This window comes from Rhabdothermincola salaria (assembly GCF_021246445.1).
GTDB classification, from domain to species: Bacteria; Actinomycetota; Acidimicrobiia; order Acidimicrobiales; family Acidimicrobilacustridaceae; genus Rhabdothermincola_A; species Rhabdothermincola_A salaria.
Map to the genome: position 1 here is coordinate 141,862 of NZ_JAJQXW010000003.1, position 23,339 is coordinate 165,200.

Here is a 23,339-nt window from a genome sequence, read left to right on the forward strand (position 1 = left end):
GTTCGACGTTCGTCGGCCACGCGGGGTTGGGCGGCGCCGGAGGTCCTTCAGCCGAAGGGCCCCGACCGGCCGGCTCGCCACCCGCAGGCTCCTCCAACGTGGGGGCGCTGCTCGGATCGCTCCCTGGGAAGGGCGAGCCGGGGCCCGGGGCGACGGGAGGCTCGGTAGGGGGGTTCTGGTCCCAGGTCATCGGAGGTGCTCCTCGGGTTCGCAGGGGATGCGAGGGGTCGGACAGCGGCACGCTTGCGCCGGCAAGGACAACCTACGGAGCCCTCCGCAAAGCCCGGCGAAAGCCGGGCGAAGGATGGGTGAAAGTGGTGGGTGAGCGCGAGGTCAGACCCCGGGGATGGGCGTCGGCGTCGAGAGCGCCGGCAGCCACAGGGCGAAGGCCGCGCCGGCGCCTGGCTCCGACGCCAGCTTCACCTCGCCGCCGTGGGCCTCGGCGGTCTGGCGCACGATCGTGAGCCCCAGCCCGCTGCGACCCTGCTCCCGCCCCTCCTTGGGGTCCCCCCGCCAGAAGCGCTGGAAGACCCGGTCGTGGTCAGCGGGATCGATGCCGGGTCCCTCGTCCTCCACCGACAGCCACACCCATGGCCCCTCCCGACCGGCCCGCACCCGGATGGTGGAGCCCACCGGCGAGTGGCGCACGGCGTTGGCCAGCAGGTTGGCCAACGCCTGGCGCAGGGCCAGGCGGTCGCCGAGCACCCACAGCCCGGGGTCGGCGCTCTGGGCCAGGTGCAGCCCGCGAGACTGGGCGAAGGCCTCGAACTCGTCCGAGGCATCGGCCACGAGCAGCCCGGCATCGACCGGCTCCCGTTCGAGTGACAGGGTGCCCTTGCGGGCGTACACCAACAGATCGTCGACCAGGCGCGACATCCGCTCGGTCGAGCGCTCGACGACCTCGGCGGTGCGCCGCAGGTCGTCGGCCCCGGCATCGGGGTCGGCCAGGGTCACCTCGAGGTTCGTGCGGATGACCGCGAGCGGATTTCGCAGCTCGTGGCTGGCCTCGTGGATGAACTGTCGTTGCCCCTCGAAGGCGTCGTCGATGCGTCCGAGCATCTCGTCGAAGGTGTCGGCCAGTCGCCTGAGCTCGTCGTCGGGCCCACCGAGGTCGATGCGACGGGACAGGTCGCTGGCCTGGATCTCACGGACGGTCGCGGTGATCTGGCCGATGGGGCGCAGCATGCGCCCGCTCACCAGCCAGCCGACCGCCAGGCTCACGAAGAAGAGACCGAGCAGGGCCCCGAAGGACCAGACCCGCAGCGTCTCCAGAGCGCGCTCGTAGGCCCGGTTCTCGATGAGGGCCACCTCGTCGAGGCGCAGCAGGGGCGGCCGGCCGGGAAGCTCGAAGATGGTGCCCACGGTCTGGTTCTCGAGCGTGTAGCGCAGGCCCATGTAGATCGACGCGACCACCAGTGCGGCCAGCCCGAACACGACGGTGGAGTACACGAGCGTGAGCCGGAATCGGACCGAGCCGGCCCAGGGCGGCAGCCGGTCGGCCAGGCGCACGCCACGCGAGTGGAGCCGGGTGCGGACCTCGACCTGCGGGTGCTCGCCGGTGACCGGCGGGGTCGAGGCCGCCGGAGGGGTGCCCGGCGGGGGGCCCACCGACGTGCTCATCCGTCGGCTTCCAACAGGCGGTAGCCGCGCCCGATCACGGTCTCGATGGCCGACGGCTCACCGTCCGCCATGAGCTTGCGGCGCAGGGTCCCCACCGTGACCCGCACCGTGTTGGTGAACGGGTCGGCATGCTCGTCCCACACGTGCTCGAGCAGCACCTCCTGGGACAGCACCTCCCCGGGCCGGCTCATGAAGTAGCGCAGCAGGGCGAACTCCTTGGCCGTGAGATCGAGGCGACGATCGCCCCGACGCGCCTCGTGCCGGGCGTCGTCGAGGAAGAGGTCGCGCACCGTGAAGACCGACGACGAGGCGGGGCTGTCGCGGCGCAGCAACGACCTCACCCTCGCGGTGAGCTCGGGGAAGGCGAAGGGCTTCACCAGGTAGTCGTCGGCGCCGTCGTCGAGCCCGGCGACGCGGTCCTCGAGGCTGTCGCGCGCCGTCAGCATCAGGACCCGGGGTTGGGGGTCGAGCGGCTCGGCCCGCAGCCGGCGACAGACCTCCCGACCGTCGGTGCCCGGCATGGTGAGGTCGAGGCAGACGAGGTCGTAGCCGTTCACCATGGCCTTGGCCAGGGCGTCCTCGCCGTCGTGGGCGACGTCGACCGCGTAGCCCTCGCGACGCAGACCCCGCGCCACGGCCTCGGCCAGCTCCACCTCGTCGTCGACCACCAGGATTCGCACGCCGCCAACGGTAGAGCCCCGGGGGACCGGCGCGACCTCATGGTCGCCCCCATGCCCTCCGGCGGCACGAGGCCCTTTACGGTGGCCTTCACGGGCCCGTGATCCTCTCCCCCGGTGACCAGCCCGACCACGTCCGTCCCCCTCGCCGAACCGGAGCCCCCCATGAGCCACGTCGAGCCCGAGGCCCTGACCCCCGTCGAGGCGGCCACCCTGCTCGAGCGGGCGTTGTTCGAGGTGAAGAAGGTGATCGTGGGGCAGGACCGGGGCATCGAGCGGCTCTTCGTGGGGCTGCTGGCCCGGGGCCACGTCCTGCTCGAGGGGGTCCCCGGGTTGGCCAAGACCCTCGCCGTGGAGACGCTGTCCACGGTGATCGGCGGGTCCTACAACCGCCTGCAGTTCACCCCCGACCTGTTGCCCGCCGACCTGGTGGGCACCCGCATCTTCCGGGCGTCGAGCGAGCAGTTCGACATCGAGTGGGGCCCGGTGTTCGCCAACATCGTGCTGGCCGACGAGATCAACCGGGCCCCGGCCAAGGTGCAGTCGGCGCTGCTGGAGGTGATGGCGGAGCACCAGGTCTCGATCGCCGGGTCGACCCGGGCGGTGCCCGAGCCCTTCCTGGTGCTGGCCACGCAGAACCCGATCGAGAGCGAGGGGGTCTACCCGCTCCCGGAGGCCCAACGCGATCGGTTCCTGATGAAGATCGTGCTCGGCTACCCGACGGCGGCCGAAGAGGCCCAGATCGTGGCCCGCATGGGGGTGCGTCCGCCCGAGGCCGAGCAGGCGATGAGCCTCGAGCAGCTGGTCGCCCTCCAGTCCGCCGCCGACGCGGTCCAGGTGCCGCCCGGGGTGGCCGACTACGCCGTGCGCCTGGTGCTCTCGACCCGAGAGCCAGCCGCCCACGGCCTCCCCGAGCTCACCGAGCTCATCTCCTGGGGCGCCAGCCCCAGAGCCACCCTCGGCCTGGTGGCCGGCGGTCGGGCCTTGGCCCTGCTGCGGGGCCGCAGCTACGTGCTGCCCCAGGACGTGTTCGACGTCGCCCCCGACGTGCTGCGCCACCGGCTGGTGCCGTCCTACGAGGCGCTCGCCCAGGGCCTGTCGGTCGAGCAGATCCTCGCCCGGGTGCTGTCCACCATCCCCGCCCCTTCGGTCTCGCCGTCCCAGGACCCGACGTCGACTCTTCGCCCGTGAACCGCCCCCTCCCCTCCGGGCCGCCGTCGACCGCTCCACCTCTCGAGGATCGCCCCCTGATGGTCGGAGGCGGACGCACCCCGGATGCCCCGTCCATCGCCACCACCCCGGCCTCGGAGGTCCTGCGCCGTCTCGAGCTGGCCGTGACCCGCCGCCTCGACGGGCTGCTCCAGGGCGACCACCGAGGCCTCACACCCGGCCACGGCACCGAGCAGGGCGAGGTGCGCGGCTACCAGCCCGGCGACGACGTGCGCCGCATCGACTGGAACGTCACCGCCCGCCTCCGCGAGACCCACGTGCGCGACACCGTCGCCGACCGCGAGCTCGAGACCTGGGTGCTGGTCGACACCTCGGCCAGCCTGGCGTTCGGCTCGGCCCGGGCCGAGAAGCGCGACCTGGCCCTGGCCGCCGTCGCCGCCGTCGGGTTCCTCACCCTGCGCACCGGCAACCGCATCGGCGCCGTCACCACCGACGGCGCCGGGACCCACGTCACGGTGCCCGCCCGGGGCGGACGGGTGCACGGTCAGGCCCTCCTGCGCCAGGTCCTGGGCGCGTTCGGACAGCCCCGGCCCGGGGCCGCCGACCTGGGCCCGGCGATGCGACGCCTGGGCGGTCTGGCCCGCCGTCGGGGACTGGTCGTCGTCGTCTCCGACTTCCTCGACCCAGGCGAGTGGACGGCCCCGTTGCGCTCGCTGGCCATGCGCCACGACGTCCTCGGGATCGAGATCGTCGACCCGTTGGAGGTCGAGCTCCCCGACGCGGGATCGGTCCACCTGGTCGACCCCGAGACCGGCGCCGAGCTCGAGGTGCGCACCGACCCCGCCCTGCGCGCCCGCTACGCGGACGCGGCGCGGTCCCAACGCGCCGACATCGCCCGCCGGCTGCGCACCGCCGGTGCCGACCACCTGCAGCTGCGCACCGATCGGGACTGGCTGCTCGACCTGGCCCGGTTCGTGTCGCACCGCCGCGACCGGGTCGACGCCCTGTCGCGCGCCGCCGCCCACGGCCACGACGCCACCACGTCCGCCCGCCTCCACGGAGCCTCCCGATGAGCCTGCTCGCCGTCGGGTTCCTCGACCCCGTCCGCCTCTGGCTCCTCCTGGGCGTGGTCGCCCTCGTCGGTGTGTACGTGGCCGTGCAACGCCGACGCCAGGCCTACGCCCTGCGCTTCACCAACCTCGATCTGCTGGCCTCGGTGGCCCCTCGCAGGCCCGGCTGGCGCCGCCACGTGGCCGCCGCCGTCTACCTGCTGGCCCTGACCACCCTGGTGCTCGGCTTCGCTCGCCCCACCCTCGACACGAGGGTCCCGCGCGAGCGGGCCACGGTGATGCTGGCCATCGACACCTCGCTGTCGATGGAGGCCACCGACGTGTCGCCGTCACGGATCGACGCGGCCAAGACCGCCGCCGTCTCCTTCCTCGACCAGGTGCCCGACACCGTCAACGTGGGCCTGGTCAGCTTCAACGCGGCCGCCACCGTGCAGGTCCCCCCGACCACCGATCGCGTCGCCGTCCGAGACGCCATTCAAGCCCTCGAGCTCGACGAACGCACCGCCATCGGCGAGGCCATCTTCGCCAGCCTCGGCGCCCTCGACACCGTGCCCCCGGCCGAGGACGGCACCGAGGTGCCCGCCGCCATCGTGGTCATGTCCGACGGCACCACGACCAGCGGTCGGCCCGACGGCGCCGGAGCGGCGGCTGCCATCGACCAGGGCGTGCCCGTGTCGACCATCGCGTTCGGCACCGACCGAGGGTTCATCCAGATCCCCGGTGAAGCCGGGTTCGTGCCCGTGCCGGTCGACACGGCGGCGCTGTCCGCCATCGCGGAGGCCACCGGTGGCCGGTTCTACGAAGCGACCAGCGAAGGTGAGCTGCGCGACGTGTACGCCACCATCGGCTCGTCGGTCGGCTACACGACCGAGGAGACCGAGGTGACCTCGTGGTTCGTCGGCGCCGCCCTCGTCGCCCTCTTCGCCGCCGGCGGCGTCAGCCTCGCCTGGTTCTCCCGCCTGCCGTGACCGTGGCGACTTCGAGCGCCGCGGTGCCGCTCGGTCGCCGTGGCTGTCCGACTCCGCCCGACAGCACCCGGATCGGGCTCCTCCTGCGCTCGCGAGCCAGAACGACCCCGCCCCTGACCGGCACCTCGGTGGCGGTACCCGCCGGAGCGCGGCTGGCGGGATCGGTGCTGGCCGCCGGAATCGGGTCGGGATGAATCGGCAGTTCCGCTCGGACTCGAGACCAGAGGGCAGCGAACCGCGGGTCGGGCCTGGCCGTGTCCTCGCCCGATTTGCCCACGTCGTAGCGACAACCTCGGCGGTAACTCCACGTTGTCGCTACGACGTGGGCATTTTCACCCTCGGTGCCCCCGATCGCCGCAGCACTCCGCTGCCGTACGTCTCCGAACGCCGGCCGCAGGACCTGGGCTCAGGACGGCGCGGTTGACTCCCAGGTCGCGTAGTCGACGCGTTCAAGCGTGTTCGCAAAGTCGACGAGTGCATCCGGTGAGAGGCCGGTTGCGGTAGCGCTGATGAGGGTGTCGCCTTCCTGCCACTGCAGCACCCAGTCGGGGTTGACCAAGTAAGACACCGGGCCAGGAAGTGATCCACCAGCGATGACGAACGCCCGAGGTGAGAGCACGGCCTCGGTGCCCCGAACGTCGACGAGTCGCGCCTCGGGGAAGTACAGGTTCATCTTGGGTTGGTACTCGCTGTGCTCCGCGAGGAAGAGGCCGAATCCTCGTGACCCGTCGCCGTAGGCGACCCGCCGCACTGCTCCTCCGAGGCTGATGCTCGAGTCGCCGTCGTAGACCAGCTCGAAACCGGCAGGCGCCTCCTCGAACGACGGTCCCTCTTCCGTGACCGCGAGTTGATCCGCGAGTTCCACGAGCTGTGTCGCGTTCAACTGCTGGGAACTCAGAACGACGAAACCAACGCTCGGCTCTTCCCACACCAGGGCGCCCAGGTTGACGAGGTACTCGCCGTCGAAGTCGCCTACGGCGACGGCTCCTTCCTCTTCGAGCGTCGAGGACCACTCCGCCACGAACGAAGGCGAGGCACCCCACTGCAGGTCGAAGACAGCTTCTGGTGCCCGGCCGGTGTCGTCGAAGAGCACCCATCGCTGGGATCGGGCGGTTCCGTCACCTGAGATCGACTCGCCGCCCTCATCCAACGGGCCAGCGCGCAACACCAACGGGAGCCCCTGGGGTGGCGGATCGGCCAGCAGGTACAACCCGGCTTCGGCCCCGCCCTCGATCTGCGGGATCGTTGCGAAAGGAGCCACCGGGGTGGAGGGAGGGGCGGCCGGAGGGTCGCTGGTCATCACTGTGGCCGACTGATCGCCACCGACCGCCAGGGCGGCCAGACCGACAGCGGCCACGAGGAGAACACCGAGGACGGTGACAGGCGCAGCCCGGCGGACCCGGCGGAGGCGGCGCCCCCGACGCACCACGCTGGCCCATGTCGGCTCGTCGACGAGCGGAACATCACCAAGACCCTGTTCCAGCTCTACGCGGAACTCATCGACCTTCATCGTCATCCTCCAGTTCCACACGAAGCGCCTTCAACGCCGAGTGCAGCGTCGACTTGACCGTTCCCTCTGCGCAGCCGAGAGCCTGAGCCACCTCAGCGGTGCTCAGCTGGCCGAGGTAGCGCAGGACCACGACCTGGCGTTGCCGGGCAGGCAGCAACGCCACGGCATCTCGAAGGGCAAGCCTGGTCGCCACCGGCTCCGCAGCATCAGGCGCCCGAAGGTCCCACCCAGCTTCCGGGCCCGGGTGCTTCGGCTCCTGTCGCTTCATGAGGTTCGCGGCCGTCACGTACACCCAGCCATCAGGCCGTGCCATTCCCTGCACCCGCCGCCAGCGGGCGAACGCCCGAGCGAACGCTTCCTGCGCAGCATCGGCGGCAGCCTCTTCATCACCCCAGGCTGCAGACAGCACGCGCACGACGCGCCCGTAGTAGGTGGTGAAGAACCACTCGAACTCCACAGTCGAAGACATCACTGGCTGAAAGCCTGGCCAGGTGCGAATGGTTCAGTCGAGAACACGGCCCGCTGCAGGCTTCCGGGCCTTCGGTGCGCGTTGTTGGCGGCCAACCCCCTCCCACTCGAGAGGTCGAGGGCCTGGCCAGGAGTGGGTGCCCCAGATCGCCGGATGGTGGGGGACGTGTCGACCAGGGCCGGTCCTGATGACCGGTCTGCTCAACGGTGCGTTCGAGCGGATGCCGTGCGCTGGGACTACGTCACCTGGCCGCCGGCTGCGCGCCAGCCTGCATCGTCCACCACATCGATGTCTCCGACTAGCGCAACGAGCTCTTCGCTGGACAGCTCATAGCTCAGGAGCTCGAGCGTGCCTTGGCTGAGGGGCACCACGACGATCACCGGACGAGCTCCTTGCTCGGCGGTCGTGCCGGCCAACCCTTCGCCGGCCGCCGTGTCCACCGGTTCGAACGACACCCCGAGCTCCTCCATCGAGGAGCGATAGGCGTCGAGCCCTACCGCGAAGCCGGCGAGCTTCACGGCGTGGCCCCACCCGTCAGCGGCCGGCTCGAGACGCTGGTACTCCGCGTACCACTCCGACGGCACCGGCTCGATGCCCGTGAGGATGTGATCCGGCGGCAGGTCGATCGCTTCGCGAAGTGTCCAACCGGGAGCCTCGAGGAGTGCGTAGGGCACGAACACCCCATCTGCCGCCGGATCAGAGCGCTCCGTCGAGGCAGACGACTCGTTCGCATCGGTTCTCGCAGCGCCCGAGTCGTCCCCACACCCGGCGGCAACCAAGGCGAGCGCCACGACGAGAGCGGAAACCGAGGCCCGCCGGCCGCGTCCATGCATGGCCGGCAGTGTTCCATAGCTCGCCCTACAGGCGGGATGGAGCATCCGGAACGGCGGGCAGAATCAGCTCTGATCGGTAGGTTCTGAGCGTGCGTATCACTCCCGTGGATGAACGCGACTCGGGCTGGGAGGACGAAGGCGCCGTCTTCCGGGTGTACCTCTTCAACGGCCCCGGCCCGTCCTACTCATCCGAGACCTTCGACATCAGTGACGCTGATGTGGATGAGGTCATCGCTTGGGCACGCACCGAAGCGGGCCCCGACCGGCGGTGGTCGATCGCACTCGTCCGCGATTCGCTGCCGGACGGGACACCAGAGCGGGGGCTGGTCTGGCTGATCGGTAGAGACTTCAACGACGCACCGGATGACGAAGACCAGGGACGGCGCCTGCACTTCTGACAGCACGACGTGTCCCCTTTCGTCGGCTGGGGAGCCAGGCAGAGCGGCACATCGAGGGCGGGGCAGCAAGTTGGCTGACCACGCATCCGCTCGGCACCCACGCAGCACCTGAGAGGCGCTCACTTCGGGGCGACGACGACGCCGCCTTCGTTCAAGGTGGCCACCAGGCTCCCAGGGCACGAGCACCTGCCCTGTGGGCGGAGATCTGCCTCGACCGCCGTCTGGGTGACCTCCAGGGTGTTGGCGTCGAACGCTCGGACTGCGTACGTACTCGCCGCAGCGTTCAGGTCGCTGAGGCCGAAGATCAACCGCACCGGAGCCGCTGCTGTGGCTGGAATCTGGAGCTGCTGCCGGCTGCAAGTGTCGTCCGCGCAGACCTCGACGGTTTGCACGTCGGGGGCCGAGACCTCGACCTCCACCAGCGTCCCAGAGCAGTCCACCGCACACGCACAGCTGGCGGTCGTTGCGGCAATCGACATGGTCGCGAAAAGCGTCACCATCCCCGACACCAACAGCCGCCGCACTTCCCTCAAGGTAGCTGACCCGATCGAGGATGGCCGATCGGCACTCTCGAGATGGGACGAGTGCGACGACGGCGCGACTGCCCTGGCTACTCAACGCCCATCAAGATCACAGAGCCGACGCTGCCCGAAGGCTGAACACCCCCCGCCGACCCCAGCTCACCCGCCGCCAAGTGCCTCTGAACACCGGGTATGCGCCGACGAGCGGAGCCGAGCTGACGATCACGCATCAGCAGTGTGGTCGGGCTGGCTGGGCGACCTCGGCGTCCGGTGAGCATCGCCGGTGGCTACTGTCGAGAGCATGGCGGCAGGTGAATCGTGGCGACGGATGCCACTGGCGCTGCTCTGTGCGTCGGCCACCCTCGTCGTCGCTGCGTGCTCTGGGTCCTCAGCCGTGGTGGGGAACGTGCGGGACGAACTGGGTGCGCTCAACGAGGCAGCCGACCTCACGCTCGAGATGGTGCCCTCGAACACCTGCGTTCCCGTCGAGGATGTCCCGGTCCGATTCCCCGAGGTGGTGGCGAGCTCCGGTGACGTGTGCGTGAGGCACTGGCCCGACCAGGGCCGGTCGGGCGTCGGCCTACCGGCCGCCGAGCCCGATGTGCACCTGTCGTACAGCCCCTCGTCGCAGCACCACGCCACCGGCTGCGTCGCCGAGGTCAGCGATGAATGGTGGATCGTCACCGGGAGCTCCGGTGACCTGCGTGAGCCCTGTCCCGACGGATTCGACTTCCGTCCGATCTGAAGACGACGGCATCGGGCCATGCCGGTGGTGATCTGACGGAGGTGAGGTCGGATCACCTGGGCCAACGCTTGGCCTCATCGTCTCCAGGGCTCTCGACGGGTGAATCGGGCGCGTCACCGAACCCCGGCTCTGAGGCCACGGCGGATCCGCACACCTACGCTCGCCGCCCGTGACCCCAGCACTCGACACGCTCTCGGCTCGAGAGGCCCGACGGTTGGCGATCGCCGCGCAGGGCCTCGACCGTGCCCGTCGGTCGGGCAACGCGAGCAGAGCCCGGGTGCAGGCGGCGGTCGAGCGTCTGGGCGTCCTGCAACTCGACGCAGTGAACGTCGTGGCCCGCACGCAGTACCTCGTCCTGTTCGCTCGTCTCGGTCCGTTCGACCGTGACCACCTGCACCGGCTCGCGGGACCGCGTGGGCCGCTCTTCGAGTACTGGGGCCACATGGCCTCGGTCCAACCGGTGGCACTCCATCCGTTGCTCCGTTGGCGGATGGACCGGGGCGGCAGCTACGGCGAACGGCCCGCTCACGCATCGCGCGTCGCCACCTGGGCCCGCGAGCACGCCGACTACATCGACTCGGTGCTCACCGAGGTCGCCGAACGAGGGCCGCTGTCGGCGGCGATGCTCAACGAACCACGCCGCCGCGACGGCGAGTGGTGGGGCCGGCGCAGCGTCGGCCGCCAGGCCCTGGAGCACCTGTTCGAGCGCGGGCAGCTCGCCGCCTGGCGGACGCCGTCGTTCGAGCGCATCTACGACCTTCCCGAACGCACCCTTCCCGCCGAGGTCCTCGCCACACCCACACCGACCGCCGAGGACGCCCAGCGAGCATTGCTCGGCCTCGCCGCTGATGCCCTCGGCGTCGCCACCACTCGCGACCTCGCGGACTACTTCCGGATCCGCACCGCTGAAGCGACGTCGGGTGTGCACGAGCTCGTCGAAGCCGGCGAGTTGATCCGGGTCGACGTCGAGGGGTGGCCCGAACCCGGCTACGTACGGCCAGGGGTGGCGCCCACCCGCCGGCGGCGTCGCCACGCCACGCTCCTGTCCCCCTTCGACTCGCTCATCTGGGACCGTTCCCGCACCGAGCGACTCTTCGGCTTCACGTACCGGATCGAGATCTACACCCCGGCGGCCCAGCGCCGCTACGGCTACTACGTGCTGCCCGTCCTCCTCGGCGACCAGCTGGTCGGCCGACTCGACCTCAAGGCCGACCGGCAGCTCGGCGCTCTGCGGGTCCTCGCCTCTCACGCGGAGCAGGGCGTGGACCCCGACGAGGCCGCCGTCGCGATCGCTTCCGAGCTCGAGACGATGGCGACGTGGCTGGGGACCGGCCGCATCGTCGTGACCGATCGCGGCGACCTCGCTCCCGCTCTGGCATCGGCCGTCGAACACCGCAGCCGTCGCTGAGCCAGGAGCACCGACGAGCATCCATCGCGAGCACCCGCCCGAGCGTTCGGGGCGGGGTGGCGCTACGAGACCTTCTCGCTGACGACCTTGCTGGAACCGCCGGGCTGCATGGACACGCCGTAGAGGCAGTCGGCGGCCTCCATGGTGCGCTTCTGGTGGGTGACGATGACCAGCTGAGCATCGGCGCGGAACTCGGCCACGAGACCCAGGAAGCGGTGCAGGTTCACGTCGTCGAGGGCGGCCTCGACCTCGTCCATCACGTAGAACGGCGACGGGCGGCTGCGGAACACGGCGAACAGGTAGGCCAGGGCGGTGAGGCTGCGCTCGCCACCCGACAGCAGCGACAGCTTGCGCACGTTCTTGCCCGAGGGCTTGGCCTCCACCTCGATGCCGGTGGTGAGCAGGTTCTCGGGATCGGTGAGCTTGAGACGCCCCTCCCCACCGGGGAACAGCATCGAGAAGAGGGCTTCGAAGTTGGCGGCCACGTCGGCGAAGGCCGCGGCGAACACGCTGACGATCTCGGCATCGATGGCGCGGATGATCTTGGAGAGCTCGCGGCGGCTCTCCTTCACGTCGTCGAGCTGGTTCTGGAGGAACTCGTGACGCTCCTGGAGGGCCTCGTACTCCTCGAGCGCCAGCGGGTTGATGGGTCCCATCAGGCGCAGGTCGCGCTCGAGCTCGCGGATGCGGGCCGCGGGCGACACGCCGTCGGGCAGCTCGGGGCGGTCGGTGGCGATGGCGACGTCGGGCTCGCAGTCGAGGTCGCGCCGCAGGGCCTCGACCGCCGTCTCGATGCGCAGCTTCACCTCGGCGTCGTCGAGCTCGGCGCGCTGCAGCAGCTCGCGCTGCTCGCCGAGCGCCTTCTCCTCGCCGGCTCGCTCGCGGCGCAGCTGGTCGAGGCGGGCCGCCACCTGACGGGCGGCCTCGGACTGACGGCGGCGCCGCTCGCGCAGGTCGGTGAGGTTGTCGTCGATGGTGACGGTGCTCTCGGTGACCACCGCGGCGAGGCGATCGAGGGCGACCTGGGTGCGGTCGAGCTCGAGGCGGCGGGACTCGGCGGCGGTCCGTTCGGCCGCCGCTCCCTCGAGGCGGGTCTCGACCTCGCTCAGGCGCCGCCCAAGGAACTGGCGCCGCTCGCCGACCGCCGCCGTCTGGACCTCGAGATCGCTGCGCAGCCCCCCGACCGAGCCGGCCTGCTCCTCCAGCCGCGAGCGGGCCTCGGACATGCGCTGAGCCGCCTCGGCCAGCTCGGCGTCGGCTGACTCGAGCTCAGGCAGGCGGGCCTCGAGCTCGGTGATGCGGGCGTCCTCGCGCTCGACCCGTTCGGCCAGCTCGGCGAGGTGGCCCTGGAGGGCCTCGGCCTCGGTGGCGGCGTCGCGGCGGTCGGTCTCGACGCGCTGGAGGCGGTCGGCGGCCGCCGTGAGACGGCTGTCGTTGGCGTCGAGATCCTTGGTGAGGTCGGCCTCCACCTGACGGGCCTGGGCCAGCTCGGCGCGGGCGGCGGTGAGGCGCTCGTCGGCCCGAGACGCGGCCTCGGCCGCGTCTGCGGCCCGGGTGCGGGCGTCGTCGAGGGCGGCGCCCGTGGCCCCCGACCCGGCCACGCCCACCCGCCAACCGGTGAGGGCGAAGCGGTCGCCGTCGGCGGTGACGGCGATGGCGTCGGGATGGGCGAGGGCCACGTCGACCGCCTCGGCCCACCCACCGTCGACGACCACCGCGGCGCCGACGAGGGCGTCGAGGAGGGTCTCGACGTCGGGACGGGTGGCGCGGACGTGGGCTCGCAACGGCACGCCCACCGGCGGCGCCGAGCGGGGTGCCAGCCGGGCGCCGAGCGCGATGACGGCCCCGGACAGGGCCTCGCCGTGCAGGGCTTCGAGGGCCCGACGACCGGCGGCGACGTCGTCGACCACCACGGCCAGGAGGGCCTCGCCCATGGCCGCCTCGAACGCCGCCTCCCAGCCGGGGTCGACCTCGACCAGGTCGAGCACCGTGCCGAGGACGCCTTCGACGCCGGCCAGGCGTTCGGCGCCGGCCCGCGAGCGCGCCTCGTCGAGCGCCAGGTCGAGGGCCTCGACGCGTGCCTGCCAGGCATGGCGCTCGCCCTCGGCGTCGCGATGGGCCCGTTCCGCCTCGTCCAGGGCCTGCTGAGCCCCCTGCACCCGCTGCTCGGCGGCATCGATGGCCTCCACCAGGGGCAGCTCGGCCCGCTCGGCGGCCATCAGCTCCTCGCGGAGGCGCTCGGCCTCGGCGGCCAGCGCGGTGAGCCGGTCGGCCAGGGCGTCGGACCGGGACCGCACGCGCTCCTGCTCGGCGCGGCCCCGCTCGGCGGCCGCCCGCAGGGCCCCCAGCTCGCCGCGGACCTCGGCCGCGGCGCCGGTGGGGGCCGGCACCCCGGTGGCCCACTCGCCCTCGAAGTCCTGGCGTTCGGCGGCGAGGCGGGCCTCGGCGGCGGCCAGGTCGTCGGCGAGCGGCGCCAGGCGCTCCTCCTCGGCGGCGACCTCGGCCAACTCGGTGGCCAGGCGCGCCGCTTCGGCCTCCAGCGAGGCGATCACGCCTTGGTCGACGGACGCACCCCGGGCCCGTTCGACGCCTCGCCGGCGTTCGGTGAGCAGCGCGGTGAGGCCACGAGCCTGCTGGAACAGCGATTCGTAGACGGCCAGCGAGTCGCCCAGGTCGTCGCCGCCCATGGCCGAGAGCTCGGCCTCGGTGGCCATGACCGCCGTGTCGAGGTCGGCGAGGCGGGCACGATGGCGGCGCTCGGCGACCTGCAGCTCGGTGCGGCGACTGGCCCCCTGCTCGAGCCGGGTGCGCAGGCCGTGCAGCTCACGGCCGGCCACGTGGATGCGCAGCGCGGTGAGCTCGGCCACCACGTCGCCGTAGCGGCGAGCTGCGTCGGCCTGGCGCTCGAGCGGTCGCAGCTGGCGCCGCACCTCGCGCAGGAGGTCCTGGAGCCGAGTGAGGTTGCCCTCAGTGGCGGCCAGCCGCCGCTCGGACTTCTCCTTGCGCCGGCGGAACTTGAGCACGCCGGCCGCCTCCTCGATGACCGCCCGCCGGTCCTCGGGGCGGGCGTTGAGCACCGCGTCGATCTGGCCCTGGCTGATGATCACGTGCTGCTGACGACCCACACCGGAATCCGAGAGGAGCTCCTGGATGTCGAGGAGCCGGCACGGCACGCCGTTGATGGCGTACTCGCTGTCGCCGGAGCGGAACAGCGTGCGGGTGATCGTGACCTCGGTGAACTCGATGGGCAGCTGCCCCGAGGTGTTGTCGACGGTGAGGCTGACCTCGGCCCGGCCGAGTGCGGACCGCTTGGAGGTGCCGGCGAAGATGACGTCGTCCATCTTCTGGGAGCGCACCGCCGAGGGGGCCTGGGCCCCCAGCACCCACCCGATGGCGTCGACGACGTTGGACTTGCCCGACCCGTTGGGACCCACGACGACGGTGACCCCGGGCTCGAGGTCGAGCGCGGTGGCGTCGGCGAAGGACTTGAAGCCCTTCATGGAGAGGCGCTTGAGGTACATCGGGACTCGTCGGGGCTCGGGCCTGGTGGGCGGTGGACGGCGCGGACGGTCCGGTCAGACCTGACAGACGTCGCAGTAGAAGGTGGACCGGCCGGAGAACTTCGACTTCACGATGTCGTGACGGCGACAGCGCCGGCAGGGCTGCTTCTCGCGGTCGTACACCTGGTGGTGCTGCTGGTACTCGCCGGGCTTGCCGTTGAGGTCGACGTACTGGGCGTCGGCCAACGTGGACCCGCCGTACTTGATGGCCTCGTGGAGGATCTCGACCAGCGACCGGTACAGGCGCCGGATCTCCTGGGTGGTGAGCGAGGCCGTGTCGCGGTCGTAGCGCAGGCCGGCGTCGAAGAGGATCTCGTCGGAGTAGATGTTGCCGATCCCGGCGATGAGGGACTGGTCCATCAGGAACGCCTTGAGCTTCATGGGCTTGCGGCGCAGGAGGTGGCCGAAGTCGACCCACGACATGGGCGCCTCGACCGGGTCGACCCCGAGCTCGGACAGCTCCGGGATCTCCGAGGTGACCTCGTCGGGCGTGGCCACGAAGAGCTCGCCGAAAGTGCGGGGGTCGACGAAGCGGAGCTGGCCCCCCTGGGTGAAGGCGATGACCACGTGGGTGTGGGGGGCCATGGGCTCCTTGGGGGTGGCCCGCAGGAGCTGGCCGCTCATGCGCAGGTGCACGACCAGGACGTCGCCCGAGTCGAGCGGCATGAGCAGGTACTTGCCCTTGCGCTGGGCGCCGGTGATCTTCACCCCCTCGAGCCGGGAGGCGAACTCCTCCGGCGTCTGGCGGCGCACGGAGCGGTCGCCCGTGACCTCCACGGCCTTGATCTTCTTGCCGACGACCTCTCGTTCGAGCTCTCGACGGATGGTCTCGACCTCGGGCAGCTCAGGCATGGCCCTGCTCGCTCTCGTTCTGGGATGGGGATGGTCCGGGGGCCACGACGAGGTCGTCGTCCCCGGCGCGGATCGTGGATGGGCCGGCGGCGCCATCCGGGACGTCGGCGGCCGCGCCGAGGGCGGACAGCGCGTCGCCGGCGGCCGCCTGCTCGGCGAGCTTCTTGGAGCGGCCCTGGCCTCGACCCACGACGCGGCCCTCGAGGCGGACCTCGGCGTAGAAGCGCTTGTCGTGGTCCGGGCCGTCGTCGGTGAGCTCGTAGGCGGGGAGCTCGTCGTGGCGCTGGGCGGCCAGCTCCTGCAGCTTGGTCTTGTGGTCGGTGCCTCCGGGGCCGTCGGCCACCTCGGCCGCGATGCGGGCGCCGAGCTGGGCGAGGATCACCGCCCGGGCGGCGTCGAGGCCGCCGTCGAGGTACACCGCACCGATGACGGCCTCGACCGCATCGGCGAGGATGGAGCGCTTGGACCGTCCCCCGGTCGCGTCCTCGCCCTTGCCCAGGCGCAGCACCGGACCGAGCTCGAGCTCGGCGCCGACCTCGGCCAGCACGGGCGCGCTCACCACGCCGGCTCGGGACTTGGCCAGCGAACCCTCGGGAAGCGTGGGGTTGGCGCGGAACAGGTCGTCGGCCACGACGAGGCCCAGCACGGCGTCGCCCAGGAACTCGAGACGCTCGTTGGACTCCTCGCCGGCGTTCTCCGCGCACCACGAGCGGTGCGTCAGCGCCAGGACCAGCAAGTGGGGATCGCCGAAGGCGTGTCCCAGCCGCCGGGCGAGCGAGGCCAGAGGGTCGGTGCTCAGCGCCTCAGCCCAGCTTGGCGACGACGTAGTCGACGGCGTCTCGGACGGTCTTGAGGTCCTCGAGGTCCTCGTCCTCGATGCGGAACCCGACGTTGCGCTCGCCGAGCTCCTCCTCGAGCGCCTCGACGAGCTCGATCAGCGCCAGGCTGTCGGCGTCGAGGTCGTCGGCGAAGCTGTCGCCTTCGTTGATCGACGTGGGCTCGACCTCGAGGATGTCGGCCAACCGGTCACGGATCAGGTCGATGACCGCCTGGCGGTCCATCGGGGGCTGCTCGACGTGGGTCTCTGCGGGCACGACGCTGTTCTCCTGCTCGGGGTGGGGTCGGTCGATCCTACAGTGGGCCGCGTTCGTGCGCTTGTGAACGCCGGCGGGCTCGGGCGCCGGCCGGTGGCGGCCCGCGAGGGGTGGGATCTAGGCCGGGCGGATGGTGCGGGCCAGATGGCCGACCACGTCGCCCTGGACCATGTCGCGGGCCACGCGAACGGCGTTGACCACCGCCGTGGCCGACGACGAGCCGTGGCTGATGATGCACACGCCGTCGACCCCGAGGAGCATGGCTCCGCCGGTGTTCTCGGGATCGAGCTGTTGGTGCAGCGGCACCAGCGCCGGCCACAGGGCCGCGCTGGCCTCCCGGGCCTCGTCGGAGGAGTCGAAGGCGGCGAGCAGCCCGGCGACGATGGCCTCGAGGCCGCCCTCGAGGGTCTTGAGGGCCACGTTGCCCGTGAAGCCGTCGGTGACCACCACGTCGGCGGCGTCGGTCATGAGGTCACGCCCCTCGACGTTGCCGGCGAAGGTCGCCCCGGCGGTGGCCAGCCACTCGCCCTCGGCCAGCAGGGCGTGCGTCTCCTTCACCAGGGGGGATCCCTTGGTGGGCTCCTCGCCGATGGAGAGCAGCGCCACTCGCGGCTCGGCCACCCCGAAGCGCTCGCGGGCGTAGACCGCCCCCATCTGGGCGAACTGCACCAGCCACTCGGGGCTGCACTCGGCGTTGGCCCCGGCATCGAGCAGGACGGTCGGGGTCGACCCCAACACCGGGATCGGCGTGGCGATCGCCGGACGCTGCACGCCCTTGATGCGCCCCATCCGCAGCAAGGCGCTGGCCATGGTGGCCCCGGTGTTGCCGGCGCTGACCATGGCCGATGCTCGGCCGTCGCGCACGGCCTCGGCGGCGCGCACCAGCGAGGAGTCCTTCATGCGCCGGACGCTGGCGGCGGCGTCGGCATCCATGGCGATGACCTCGGAGGCCGGGATCACCTCGAGCCCACCGGTGTCGGTGAGCTCCTCGGGCCGGCCCACCAACACGACGGGGACGCCGAGCTCGTCGACCGCCCGGAGGGCGCCGGCCACGATCTCACCCGGTGCCTTGTCGCCGCCCATGGCGTCGACGGCGATCGGGAGCATGGGCCCGGTGGAGGCGTCGGTCACGGGCTGCCCGACGTCAGTCGACGTCGATGGCCTGGCGGCCGTGGTACCAGCCGCAGTTGCCGCACACCACGTGCGGGCGCTTCACGGCGCCGCAACGCGGGCAGGTGCTGCGCGAAGGGACGCTGAGGCGCCATGCCGACGCCCGGCGGCTGCGGCTCTTCGACTTGGAGGTCTTCTTCTTGGGGACGGCCATCGTTCTTCCTGGCGCGAGGGGGCTCGAACGGCCCGCGGCTTGGGGGACCCCCCGGCGCGGCACAGAGCCGGCCCGGGGCACGAAGGCGAGAGTCTATCCCCGGTCGTCGTCGGAATCGAAGTGCAGCTCGGAGAGGGCCGCCCAGCGGGGGTCGCCTCCGGGGGCGTCGTCGGTCTCGTCGTCGGGTGGGGACTCGCCCACCTGGTCGCCCGGGAGCGCCGGGAACAGCTCTGGCGCAGGACCACGGCAGTCCGGCCCGCACAGGGGAGCGAGCGGGAGCGCCAGCAGGGCGGCGTCGCGCACCATCGGTTCGAGGTCGACGGTGTCGTCGCTGCACGGGTAGGTCTCGCCCTCCACCGGGTGGGGTTCGAAGATCTCCTTGACGTCGGCGCGGGTCTCGGCGCGCACCGCCGTGAGGCAACGCCGGCAGTCGCCCTCCCACGGCACGGTGACGCTGCCGGTGGCGACGACGCCGGTGCTCAGGGCCTCCAGCTCGACGTCGACGAGGACGTCGGCACCATCGGGCACCAGCGCCGTGGTGATGGCCAGCCCGGCCATGGGCACCCGCTCCGTGAACCGGCGGCGGCTGCCCGGGCGCCGCCGCAGCTCGGCGATGGGCACCACGAGGGGCCGTGTGGTCATCGGTGCCCTCCTGTGGGGCCGCGCCGCGATGGCACGGACCGGGACGTGATCAGGACAGGTCCTGATCGAAGAACGTGGCCTCCGCGTCGTCGCGGTCGGATGCGGCCGAGGGCGGGGGCGGCCGCTTGGAGTGGTCCTCCGCGCCGCTGCGCCGAGCCGCCCGCGCCGCGCTCAGCTCGTCGTCCGCGGCGTCGGAGTCGTCGGTGTCGTCGGTGTCGTCGTCGATGCTCCCGGCGGCGCGCTCGGCGGGGTCGTCGTCGGCCACGAGCGGCGCACCGGCCCGGAGGTCGTCGTGGAGGGTGCCGCGGTCGGCGCCGGTGGTGCCCAGCGGCGGGGTCTCGGCTGCCTCCTCGAGCAGGTTGGTGCCTTGGAGCTTGGTCCGGCCCGCGGCGACGAGCTTCTGGGTGCGCTCGAGCACGATCTCGAAGCTGGCCAGCTTCTGGTCGCAGAAGTCCTCCACCTCGTGGCGCAGCCGGCGAGCGTCGGCCTCGGCGGCGTCGACGATGCCGTAGGCGCGGTGCTCGGCCGCCTTGACGACCTCGGTGCGCTGCACCATGCGCTCGGCGCGAGCGCGCGCCTGCTCCACGATCTCGTCGGCCTCGTGGCGGGTGCGGGCCAGGAACTCCTCGCGCTCCTTCAGCAACCACCGCGACGCCCGGAGCTCCTCGGGGAGGCGTTCGAGCGCCTCGTCGATCAGTTCGAGCACCTCGTCCTTGGCGATCATCGACGACGCCGACAACGGCACCGGCCGGGCCGCGTCGATGATGTCGCGCAGGTGCAACAGCACGTCCTCGGTCTCCGCCGGGTGGTACTGCGCCCCGACGGGTGGAGGGGTGAGGTCGAGGTCGAGATCGCTCTCGGGGTCGAAGTCGCTCACGTTCCGCTCTCCTTGAGCCGTTTGGCGACCGACTGGGGCACCATCCCGGAGATGTCGCCGCCGAAGCGGTGCACCTCGCGGATGAGCCGGGAGGCCAGGAAGGAGTTGCCCGACGCCGAGGGGATGAAGAGCGTGTCGACGCCGGAGATCTTGTGGTTCATCTGGGCCATCTGCAGCTCGGACTCGAAGTCCGAGACCGCCCGGAGGCCCTTGACGATGAAGTCGGCCCGCAGGTCGCGGGCCAGGTCGACGACCAGCGAGGCGAACATGGTGACGGTGACGTTGTCGAGGTGCCCGACGGTCTCCTCGAGCATCTCGCGCCGCTCGTCGAGGTTGAACAGCGGTGTCCCCTTCTGCGGGTTGCGCATGGCGGCCACGACCACGTGATCGAAGAGGCGCGCAGCCGTCTCGATGATCTCGAGATGGCCGTTGTGGATCGGATCGAACGATCCGGGATAGAGCACGCGGGTCACGAAGGCTCCGGCGGGGGGCTCGTAGGGCGAGTGATGGAGAGGAGCGTATCGCCGTACCTCTTCTCCCTCAGGACATGCCAGCCAGGCGGTACGGCCACCGAACGTGACGACTCGAGGACCACCACGCCCGTGGGGGCGAGCGCTCCGACCAGCTCGAGCAGCCGGGCCCACTCCTCGGCGGTGGTCGCATAGGGCGGATCGAGGAGCACGAGGTCGAAGCGGCTCGGGGTGGGCGCGCCCGGGGCGGACGAGTTCTCTCCCGTCCAGCGTCGGAGCAGGTCGAGGGCGTCGCCGCCGACCACCTCGGCGGCCCCGGCCAGGTCGGTGGCCGCGAGGTTGGCCTCCACGACCTGGCGGGCCCGCCTCGCCCGTTCGACGAAGACGCACTGCGTCGCCCCACGCGACAGCGCCTCGATCCCGAGCGCCCCCGAGCCGGCGAAGAGGTCCAGGACCCGGGCGCCGTCGACGGCGTCGAGGCTGTGCAGGGCGTTGAAGAGCGCCTCGCGCACCCGGTCGAGGGTGGGACGGGTGTCGGCCCCGGGCGGCGCCTGCAACCGTCGTCCTCTCGCGCTGCCGGCCACGACCCTCATCGGCCCCGACGCTACGCCCGTCCGTGGCCTCCACCCGAACGAGCGACCTAGCCTCGGGGCATGGAAGCCGAGCTGGGGATGACGTGCGTCGACTGCGGTGGCACGTTGCACCCGCTCTCCTATCCGCCCGAGGACGGATGGGAGCCGGGTGACGTCGTGGCCTACCGGTGTCCGGACTGCAACGAGCGCTTCGACATCGTGCTGCCCGACCTCGACGACACCGACGCCTACTGACCCCACCTGCACCCACCCCGATGTCTGCAGAGCGCCCTGCGTCGTACCTGTCAGGAAAGGGCGCTGAACGCTGACGCCCTTTCCCGACAGCTATGGGGGTGAAGAGGGGTGATGGGGTGGAGCGGGGCGGGCGGGTGGGCGGGTGGGCGGTCAGCCCTTCAGGAGGAACTCGGCGTCGTCGTCGCCGAGGAGGAGCTCGACCTCCTCGCCCAGCAGCCAGTGCCGGTCGAGACCCGGATCGGCGTCGACGAGCTCGACGGCCACCTCTCGGGCCTTCACGACCCACTCGCGGTCGCGTCGCAACGAGGCCAGCTTCAGGTCGTTCTGACCCTTCTGGCGCTCCCCCATGATCGTGCCCTCCCCCCGCAGATCGAGGTCGACCTCGGCCAGCTCGAAGCCGTCGGTGGAACGCACCAGGGCCTCCAGGCGGGCTTCTCCGTCGGGGGTGGTCGCCTCGCCGACCAGCCAGCACTGCGACGCATCGGCTCCCCGCCCGACGCGGCCACGGAGCTGGTGGAGCTGGGCGATCCCGAAGCGGGCGGCGTCGAGGATCACCATCACCGTCGCGTTGGGCACGTCGACCCCCACCTCGATGACGGTGGTGGCCACCAAGACGTCGAGCTCGCCGCGGCGGAAGGCCTCCATGACCGTGTCCTTGTCGGCGGCCGGCACCCGCCCGTGCAACAGGCCGACCCGCAGGCCGGAGAGCTCGCCGGCGGTCAGCTCCGCGTGGGTCTCCTCCGCGGAACGGGCCTCCAGCTTCTCGCTCTCGTCGATCAACGGGCAGACCACGTAGGCCTGGCGCCCGGCCGCCACCTCGGCCCGCACCTGCTCCCAGACCTCGGCCTCGTCGAGCTCGCTGCGGGCCCACCGCGTCACGATCGGTGTCCGTCCCGGTGGGAGCTCGTCGAGGACGGAGACATCGAGGTCGCCGTAGACGGTCATGGCCGCCGTGCGGGGGATCGGGGTGGCGGTCATCACCAGCACGTCCGGCACGGCCCCGCCGCGGCCCTTGGCCCGCAGGGCCGCCCGCTGCTCGACCCCGAAGCGGTGCTGCTCGTCGATGACCACCACCCCCAACGACTGGAACTCGATGCCGTCGGAGATCAGGGCGTGGGTGCCGATGACCAGATCGACGCTGCCCGCAGCCAGGTCGGCGAGGAGGCGCCGGCGCTCCCCCGCCGGTGTGCGGTTGGTGAGCAGCACCACGCGCAGCGGCCGGTCGAGCCCGGCGCCGCCGAAGAGGCTGTCGTCGTCGGTGTCGGGCACGGTGAAGCCGTCGAGGAGCTGGCGGATGCCCAGGTGGTGCTGCTCGGCGAGGACCTCGGTGGGGGCCATCAGCGCGCCCTGGTGCCCACCCTGCACCGCCGCGAGCAGCGCGCTCACCGCCACCACGGTCTTGCCCGCGCCCACGTCGCCCTGCAGGAGCCGGTGCATGGGGTGGCCACGACCGAGGTCGTCGAGGATCTCGCCGAGGGTGCGCTGCTGGGCACCGGTGAGGTCGTAGGGCAGACGGTCGCGGAAGCGTTCGACGAGCGGCCCCCCGGCCTCCCCCGGACCCACCACGTGGGTCACGCCCACGGCGGTGCGTTCGAGCTCCCGCTTGCGCTGCACCAGCTCGACCTGGACGCGCAGCAGCTCGTCGAACACGAGTCGGCGGCGAGCGTCGGCGGCCGCCTTCATCGACTCTGGGGCGTGGATGTCGTGGAAGGCGACGGTGCGGTCGACGAACCCGAACCGCCGGCGCATGGGCTCGTCGAGGGGGTCGGCGAACTCGCCGGCCCGCCGCAGCGTCTCCTCCACGAAGCGGGCGATGTCCCAGCTCATCACCCCGGCCTTCTCGCTCTGGGGGTAGACGGGCACGATGCGACCGGTGCGGTCGCCGATCAGGTCGACGACCGGGTTGGTCATCTGGCGCCGACCCTGGAACACCTCGGTGCGACCGAACAGCACGACGTCGGTGCCCGCCTTGAGCTGGCGCTCCCGGAAGGGCTGGTTGAAGAACGTCAGCCGGAGGTGGCCGCTGCCGTCGCTCACGTCGGAGGTGACGAGCGACTTGCCGTTGCGGGTGCGTCGGGCGGTGGTGTGGACCACCTTCACCAGCACGGTGGCCTCCTCACCCACGTCGAGGTCGGCCAGGCGCGCCTGGTTGGTGCGGTCGATGTAGCGCCGCGGGTAGTAGGTGAGCAGGTCGAGCACCGTGGCGATGCCGACCTTGGCCAACGCCTTGGCCCGGGCGTCGCCCACCCCCTTCAGCTCCGTGACCGGGAGGGCGGCGAGCTGGGAGAGCCGCCGGGACATGAC

General features: G+C 71.8%; 24 protein-coding genes. 7 read left to right on the top strand and 17 right to left on the bottom strand.

What is annotated here, in order from left to right:
- Positions 1–333 precede the first annotated feature (333 nt).
- The gene (locus tag LUW87_RS13915; protein WP_232671794.1) at positions 334–1,620 is read right to left on the bottom strand and encodes a sensor histidine kinase; all 1,287 of its coding nucleotides are present in this window, start codon (positions 1,618–1,620) and stop codon (positions 334–336) included.
- Positions 1,617–2,300, bottom strand: a complete 684-nt coding sequence (locus LUW87_RS13920) for a response regulator transcription factor (RefSeq protein WP_232671795.1) — start codon at positions 2,298–2,300, stop codon at positions 1,617–1,619. The genes LUW87_RS13915 and LUW87_RS13920 overlap by 4 nt, the downstream gene beginning before the upstream one ends.
- Before the next feature lie 162 nt (positions 2,301–2,462).
- On the opposite strand from LUW87_RS13920, the gene LUW87_RS13925 reads away from it, so the two are divergent.
- From LUW87_RS13925 to LUW87_RS13935, 3 genes are read left to right on the top strand one after another with little or no spacing between them, the layout of a single operon-like run.
- Positions 2,463–3,488, top strand: coding sequence for an AAA family ATPase (locus LUW87_RS13925; protein WP_249420422.1), 1,026 nt, complete (start codon positions 2,463–2,465; stop codon positions 3,486–3,488).
- Between the two features lie 59 nt (positions 3,489–3,547).
- Entirely contained in the window at positions 3,548–4,540 is a 993-nt protein-coding gene (locus LUW87_RS13930; protein WP_232671797.1) for a DUF58 domain-containing protein, read from the top strand.
- Positions 4,537–5,505, top strand: a complete 969-nt coding sequence (locus LUW87_RS13935; protein WP_232671798.1) for a VWA domain-containing protein — start codon at positions 4,537–4,539, stop codon at positions 5,503–5,505. The genes LUW87_RS13930 and LUW87_RS13935 overlap by 4 nt, the downstream gene beginning before the upstream one ends.
- 406 nt (positions 5,506–5,911) lie before the next feature.
- Here the strand turns inward: LUW87_RS13935 and LUW87_RS13940 are convergent, their stop codons facing one another.
- The 3 genes from LUW87_RS13940 to LUW87_RS13950 form a co-directional block, all read right to left on the bottom strand.
- The gene (locus tag LUW87_RS13940; RefSeq protein ID WP_232671799.1) at positions 5,912–7,021 is read right to left on the bottom strand and encodes a hypothetical protein; all 1,110 of its coding nucleotides are present in this window, start codon (positions 7,019–7,021) and stop codon (positions 5,912–5,914) included.
- Complete coding sequence (locus LUW87_RS13945) at positions 7,002–7,472, bottom strand: sigma-70 family RNA polymerase sigma factor (protein WP_232671800.1); 471 nt, start codon at positions 7,470–7,472, stop codon at positions 7,002–7,004. The genes LUW87_RS13940 and LUW87_RS13945 overlap by 20 nt, the downstream gene beginning before the upstream one ends.
- Before the next feature lie 248 nt (positions 7,473–7,720).
- Positions 7,721–8,275 carry a hypothetical protein gene (locus LUW87_RS13950; protein ID WP_232671801.1) on the bottom strand — a complete coding sequence of 185 codons (555 nt, stop codon included), beginning with the start codon at positions 8,273–8,275 and terminating at the stop codon, positions 7,721–7,723.
- A 131-nt stretch (positions 8,276–8,406) separates the two neighbouring features.
- Here LUW87_RS13950 and LUW87_RS13955 point away from each other — a divergent pair, with 131 nt between their 5' ends.
- Entirely contained in the window at positions 8,407–8,715 is a 309-nt protein-coding gene (locus LUW87_RS13955) for a hypothetical protein (protein WP_232671802.1), read from the top strand.
- Positions 8,716–8,834: 119 nt separating this feature from the next.
- Here LUW87_RS13955 and LUW87_RS13960 read toward each other — a convergent pair whose 3' ends face one another.
- Positions 8,835–9,239, bottom strand: a complete 405-nt coding sequence (locus LUW87_RS13960; protein WP_232671803.1) for a hypothetical protein — start codon at positions 9,237–9,239, stop codon at positions 8,835–8,837.
- Positions 9,240–9,642: 403 nt separating this feature from the next.
- Here LUW87_RS13960 and LUW87_RS13965 point away from each other — a divergent pair, with 403 nt between their 5' ends.
- The gene (locus LUW87_RS13965) at positions 9,643–9,981 is read left to right on the top strand and encodes a hypothetical protein (RefSeq protein ID WP_232671804.1); all 339 of its coding nucleotides are present in this window, start codon (positions 9,643–9,645) and stop codon (positions 9,979–9,981) included.
- A 169-nt stretch (positions 9,982–10,150) separates the two neighbouring features.
- Positions 10,151–11,389, top strand: a complete 1,239-nt coding sequence (locus LUW87_RS13970; RefSeq protein ID WP_232671805.1) for a winged helix-turn-helix domain-containing protein — start codon at positions 10,151–10,153, stop codon at positions 11,387–11,389.
- Between the two features lie 62 nt (positions 11,390–11,451).
- Here the strand turns inward: LUW87_RS13970 and smc are convergent, their stop codons facing one another.
- The 10 genes from smc to rsmD form a co-directional block, all read right to left on the bottom strand.
- Positions 11,452–14,910, bottom strand: coding sequence for a chromosome segregation protein SMC (smc, locus tag LUW87_RS13975; protein WP_232671806.1), 3,459 nt, complete (start codon positions 14,908–14,910; stop codon positions 11,452–11,454).
- A 54-nt stretch (positions 14,911–14,964) separates the two neighbouring features.
- Positions 14,965–15,801, bottom strand: coding sequence for a bifunctional DNA-formamidopyrimidine glycosylase/DNA-(apurinic or apyrimidinic site) lyase (mutM, locus tag LUW87_RS13980; RefSeq protein WP_232671807.1), 837 nt, complete (start codon positions 15,799–15,801; stop codon positions 14,965–14,967).
- Complete coding sequence (gene rnc / locus LUW87_RS13985) at positions 15,794–16,600, bottom strand: ribonuclease III (RefSeq protein WP_346742571.1); 807 nt, start codon at positions 16,598–16,600, stop codon at positions 15,794–15,796. Before rnc ends, mutM begins: the two co-directional genes overlap by 8 nt.
- Before the next feature lie 4 nt (positions 16,601–16,604).
- A complete protein-coding gene (locus tag LUW87_RS13990; protein ID WP_232671809.1) occupies positions 16,605–16,895 on the bottom strand; it encodes an acyl carrier protein in 291 nt (96 codons plus the stop codon).
- A gap of 117 nt (positions 16,896–17,012) precedes the next feature.
- Complete coding sequence (gene plsX, locus LUW87_RS13995; RefSeq protein WP_232671810.1) at positions 17,013–18,026, bottom strand: phosphate acyltransferase PlsX; 1,014 nt, start codon at positions 18,024–18,026, stop codon at positions 17,013–17,015.
- A 13-nt stretch (positions 18,027–18,039) separates the two neighbouring features.
- The gene (gene rpmF / locus LUW87_RS14000; RefSeq protein WP_232671811.1) at positions 18,040–18,219 is read right to left on the bottom strand and encodes a 50S ribosomal protein L32; all 180 of its coding nucleotides are present in this window, start codon (positions 18,217–18,219) and stop codon (positions 18,040–18,042) included.
- A gap of 93 nt (positions 18,220–18,312) precedes the next feature.
- The gene (locus tag LUW87_RS14005; protein ID WP_232671812.1) at positions 18,313–18,861 is read right to left on the bottom strand and encodes a YceD family protein; all 549 of its coding nucleotides are present in this window, start codon (positions 18,859–18,861) and stop codon (positions 18,313–18,315) included.
- 49 nt (positions 18,862–18,910) lie between these two features.
- Positions 18,911–19,738 (bottom strand): F0F1 ATP synthase subunit B, encoded by an 828-nt coding sequence (locus LUW87_RS14010; RefSeq protein ID WP_232671813.1) that lies wholly within the window; start codon positions 19,736–19,738, stop codon positions 18,911–18,913.
- Entirely contained in the window at positions 19,735–20,211 is a 477-nt protein-coding gene (coaD, locus tag LUW87_RS14015) for a pantetheine-phosphate adenylyltransferase (protein WP_232671814.1), read from the bottom strand. Before coaD ends, LUW87_RS14010 begins: the two co-directional genes overlap by 4 nt.
- Positions 20,208–20,801: a 16S rRNA (guanine(966)-N(2))-methyltransferase RsmD gene (gene rsmD, locus LUW87_RS14020; RefSeq protein ID WP_232671815.1), complete on the bottom strand. Its 594-nt coding sequence runs from the start codon at positions 20,799–20,801 to the stop codon at positions 20,208–20,210. Before rsmD ends, coaD begins: the two co-directional genes overlap by 4 nt.
- Before the next feature lie 60 nt (positions 20,802–20,861).
- Between rsmD and LUW87_RS14025 the strand changes: the two genes are divergently transcribed.
- Positions 20,862–21,035: a hypothetical protein gene (locus tag LUW87_RS14025; RefSeq protein WP_232671816.1), complete on the top strand. Its 174-nt coding sequence runs from the start codon at positions 20,862–20,864 to the stop codon at positions 21,033–21,035.
- A 150-nt stretch (positions 21,036–21,185) separates the two neighbouring features.
- Here the strand turns inward: LUW87_RS14025 and recG are convergent, their stop codons facing one another.
- Positions 21,186–23,336, bottom strand: coding sequence for an ATP-dependent DNA helicase RecG (recG, locus tag LUW87_RS14030; protein ID WP_232671817.1), 2,151 nt, complete (start codon positions 23,334–23,336; stop codon positions 21,186–21,188).
- Positions 23,337–23,339: the final 3 nt, after the last annotated feature.

Excerpts from the sequence above, each read along its gene's own strand:
- LUW87_RS13915 (WP_232671794.1), bottom strand. The coding sequence starts at position 1,620 with ATGAGCACGTCGGTGGGCCCCCCGCCGGGCACCCCTCCGGCGGCCTCG.
- LUW87_RS13925 (WP_249420422.1), top strand. The coding sequence starts at position 2,463 with ATGAGCCACGTCGAGCCCGAGGCCCTGACCCCCGTCGAGGCGGCCACC.
- LUW87_RS13930 (WP_232671797.1), top strand. The coding sequence starts at position 3,548 with ATGGTCGGAGGCGGACGCACCCCGGATGCCCCGTCCATCGCCACCACC.
- LUW87_RS13935 (WP_232671798.1), top strand. The coding sequence starts at position 4,537 with ATGAGCCTGCTCGCCGTCGGGTTCCTCGACCCCGTCCGCCTCTGGCTC.
- LUW87_RS13940 (WP_232671799.1), bottom strand. The coding sequence starts at position 7,021 with ATGACGATGAAGGTCGATGAGTTCCGCGTAGAGCTGGAACAGGGTCTT.
- smc (WP_232671806.1), bottom strand. The coding sequence starts at position 14,910 with ATGTACCTCAAGCGCCTCTCCATGAAGGGCTTCAAGTCCTTCGCCGAC.
- mutM (WP_232671807.1), bottom strand. The coding sequence starts at position 15,801 with ATGCCTGAGCTGCCCGAGGTCGAGACCATCCGTCGAGAGCTCGAACGA.
- rpmF (WP_232671811.1), bottom strand. The coding sequence starts at position 18,219 with ATGGCCGTCCCCAAGAAGAAGACCTCCAAGTCGAAGAGCCGCAGCCGC.
- LUW87_RS14005 (WP_232671812.1), bottom strand. The coding sequence starts at position 18,861 with ATGACCACACGGCCCCTCGTGGTGCCCATCGCCGAGCTGCGGCGGCGC.
- rsmD (WP_232671815.1), bottom strand. The coding sequence starts at position 20,801 with ATGAGGGTCGTGGCCGGCAGCGCGAGAGGACGACGGTTGCAGGCGCCG.
- LUW87_RS14025 (WP_232671816.1), top strand. The coding sequence starts at position 20,862 with ATGGAAGCCGAGCTGGGGATGACGTGCGTCGACTGCGGTGGCACGTTG.
- recG (WP_232671817.1), bottom strand. The coding sequence starts at position 23,336 with ATGTCCCGGCGGCTCTCCCAGCTCGCCGCCCTCCCGGTCACGGAGCTG.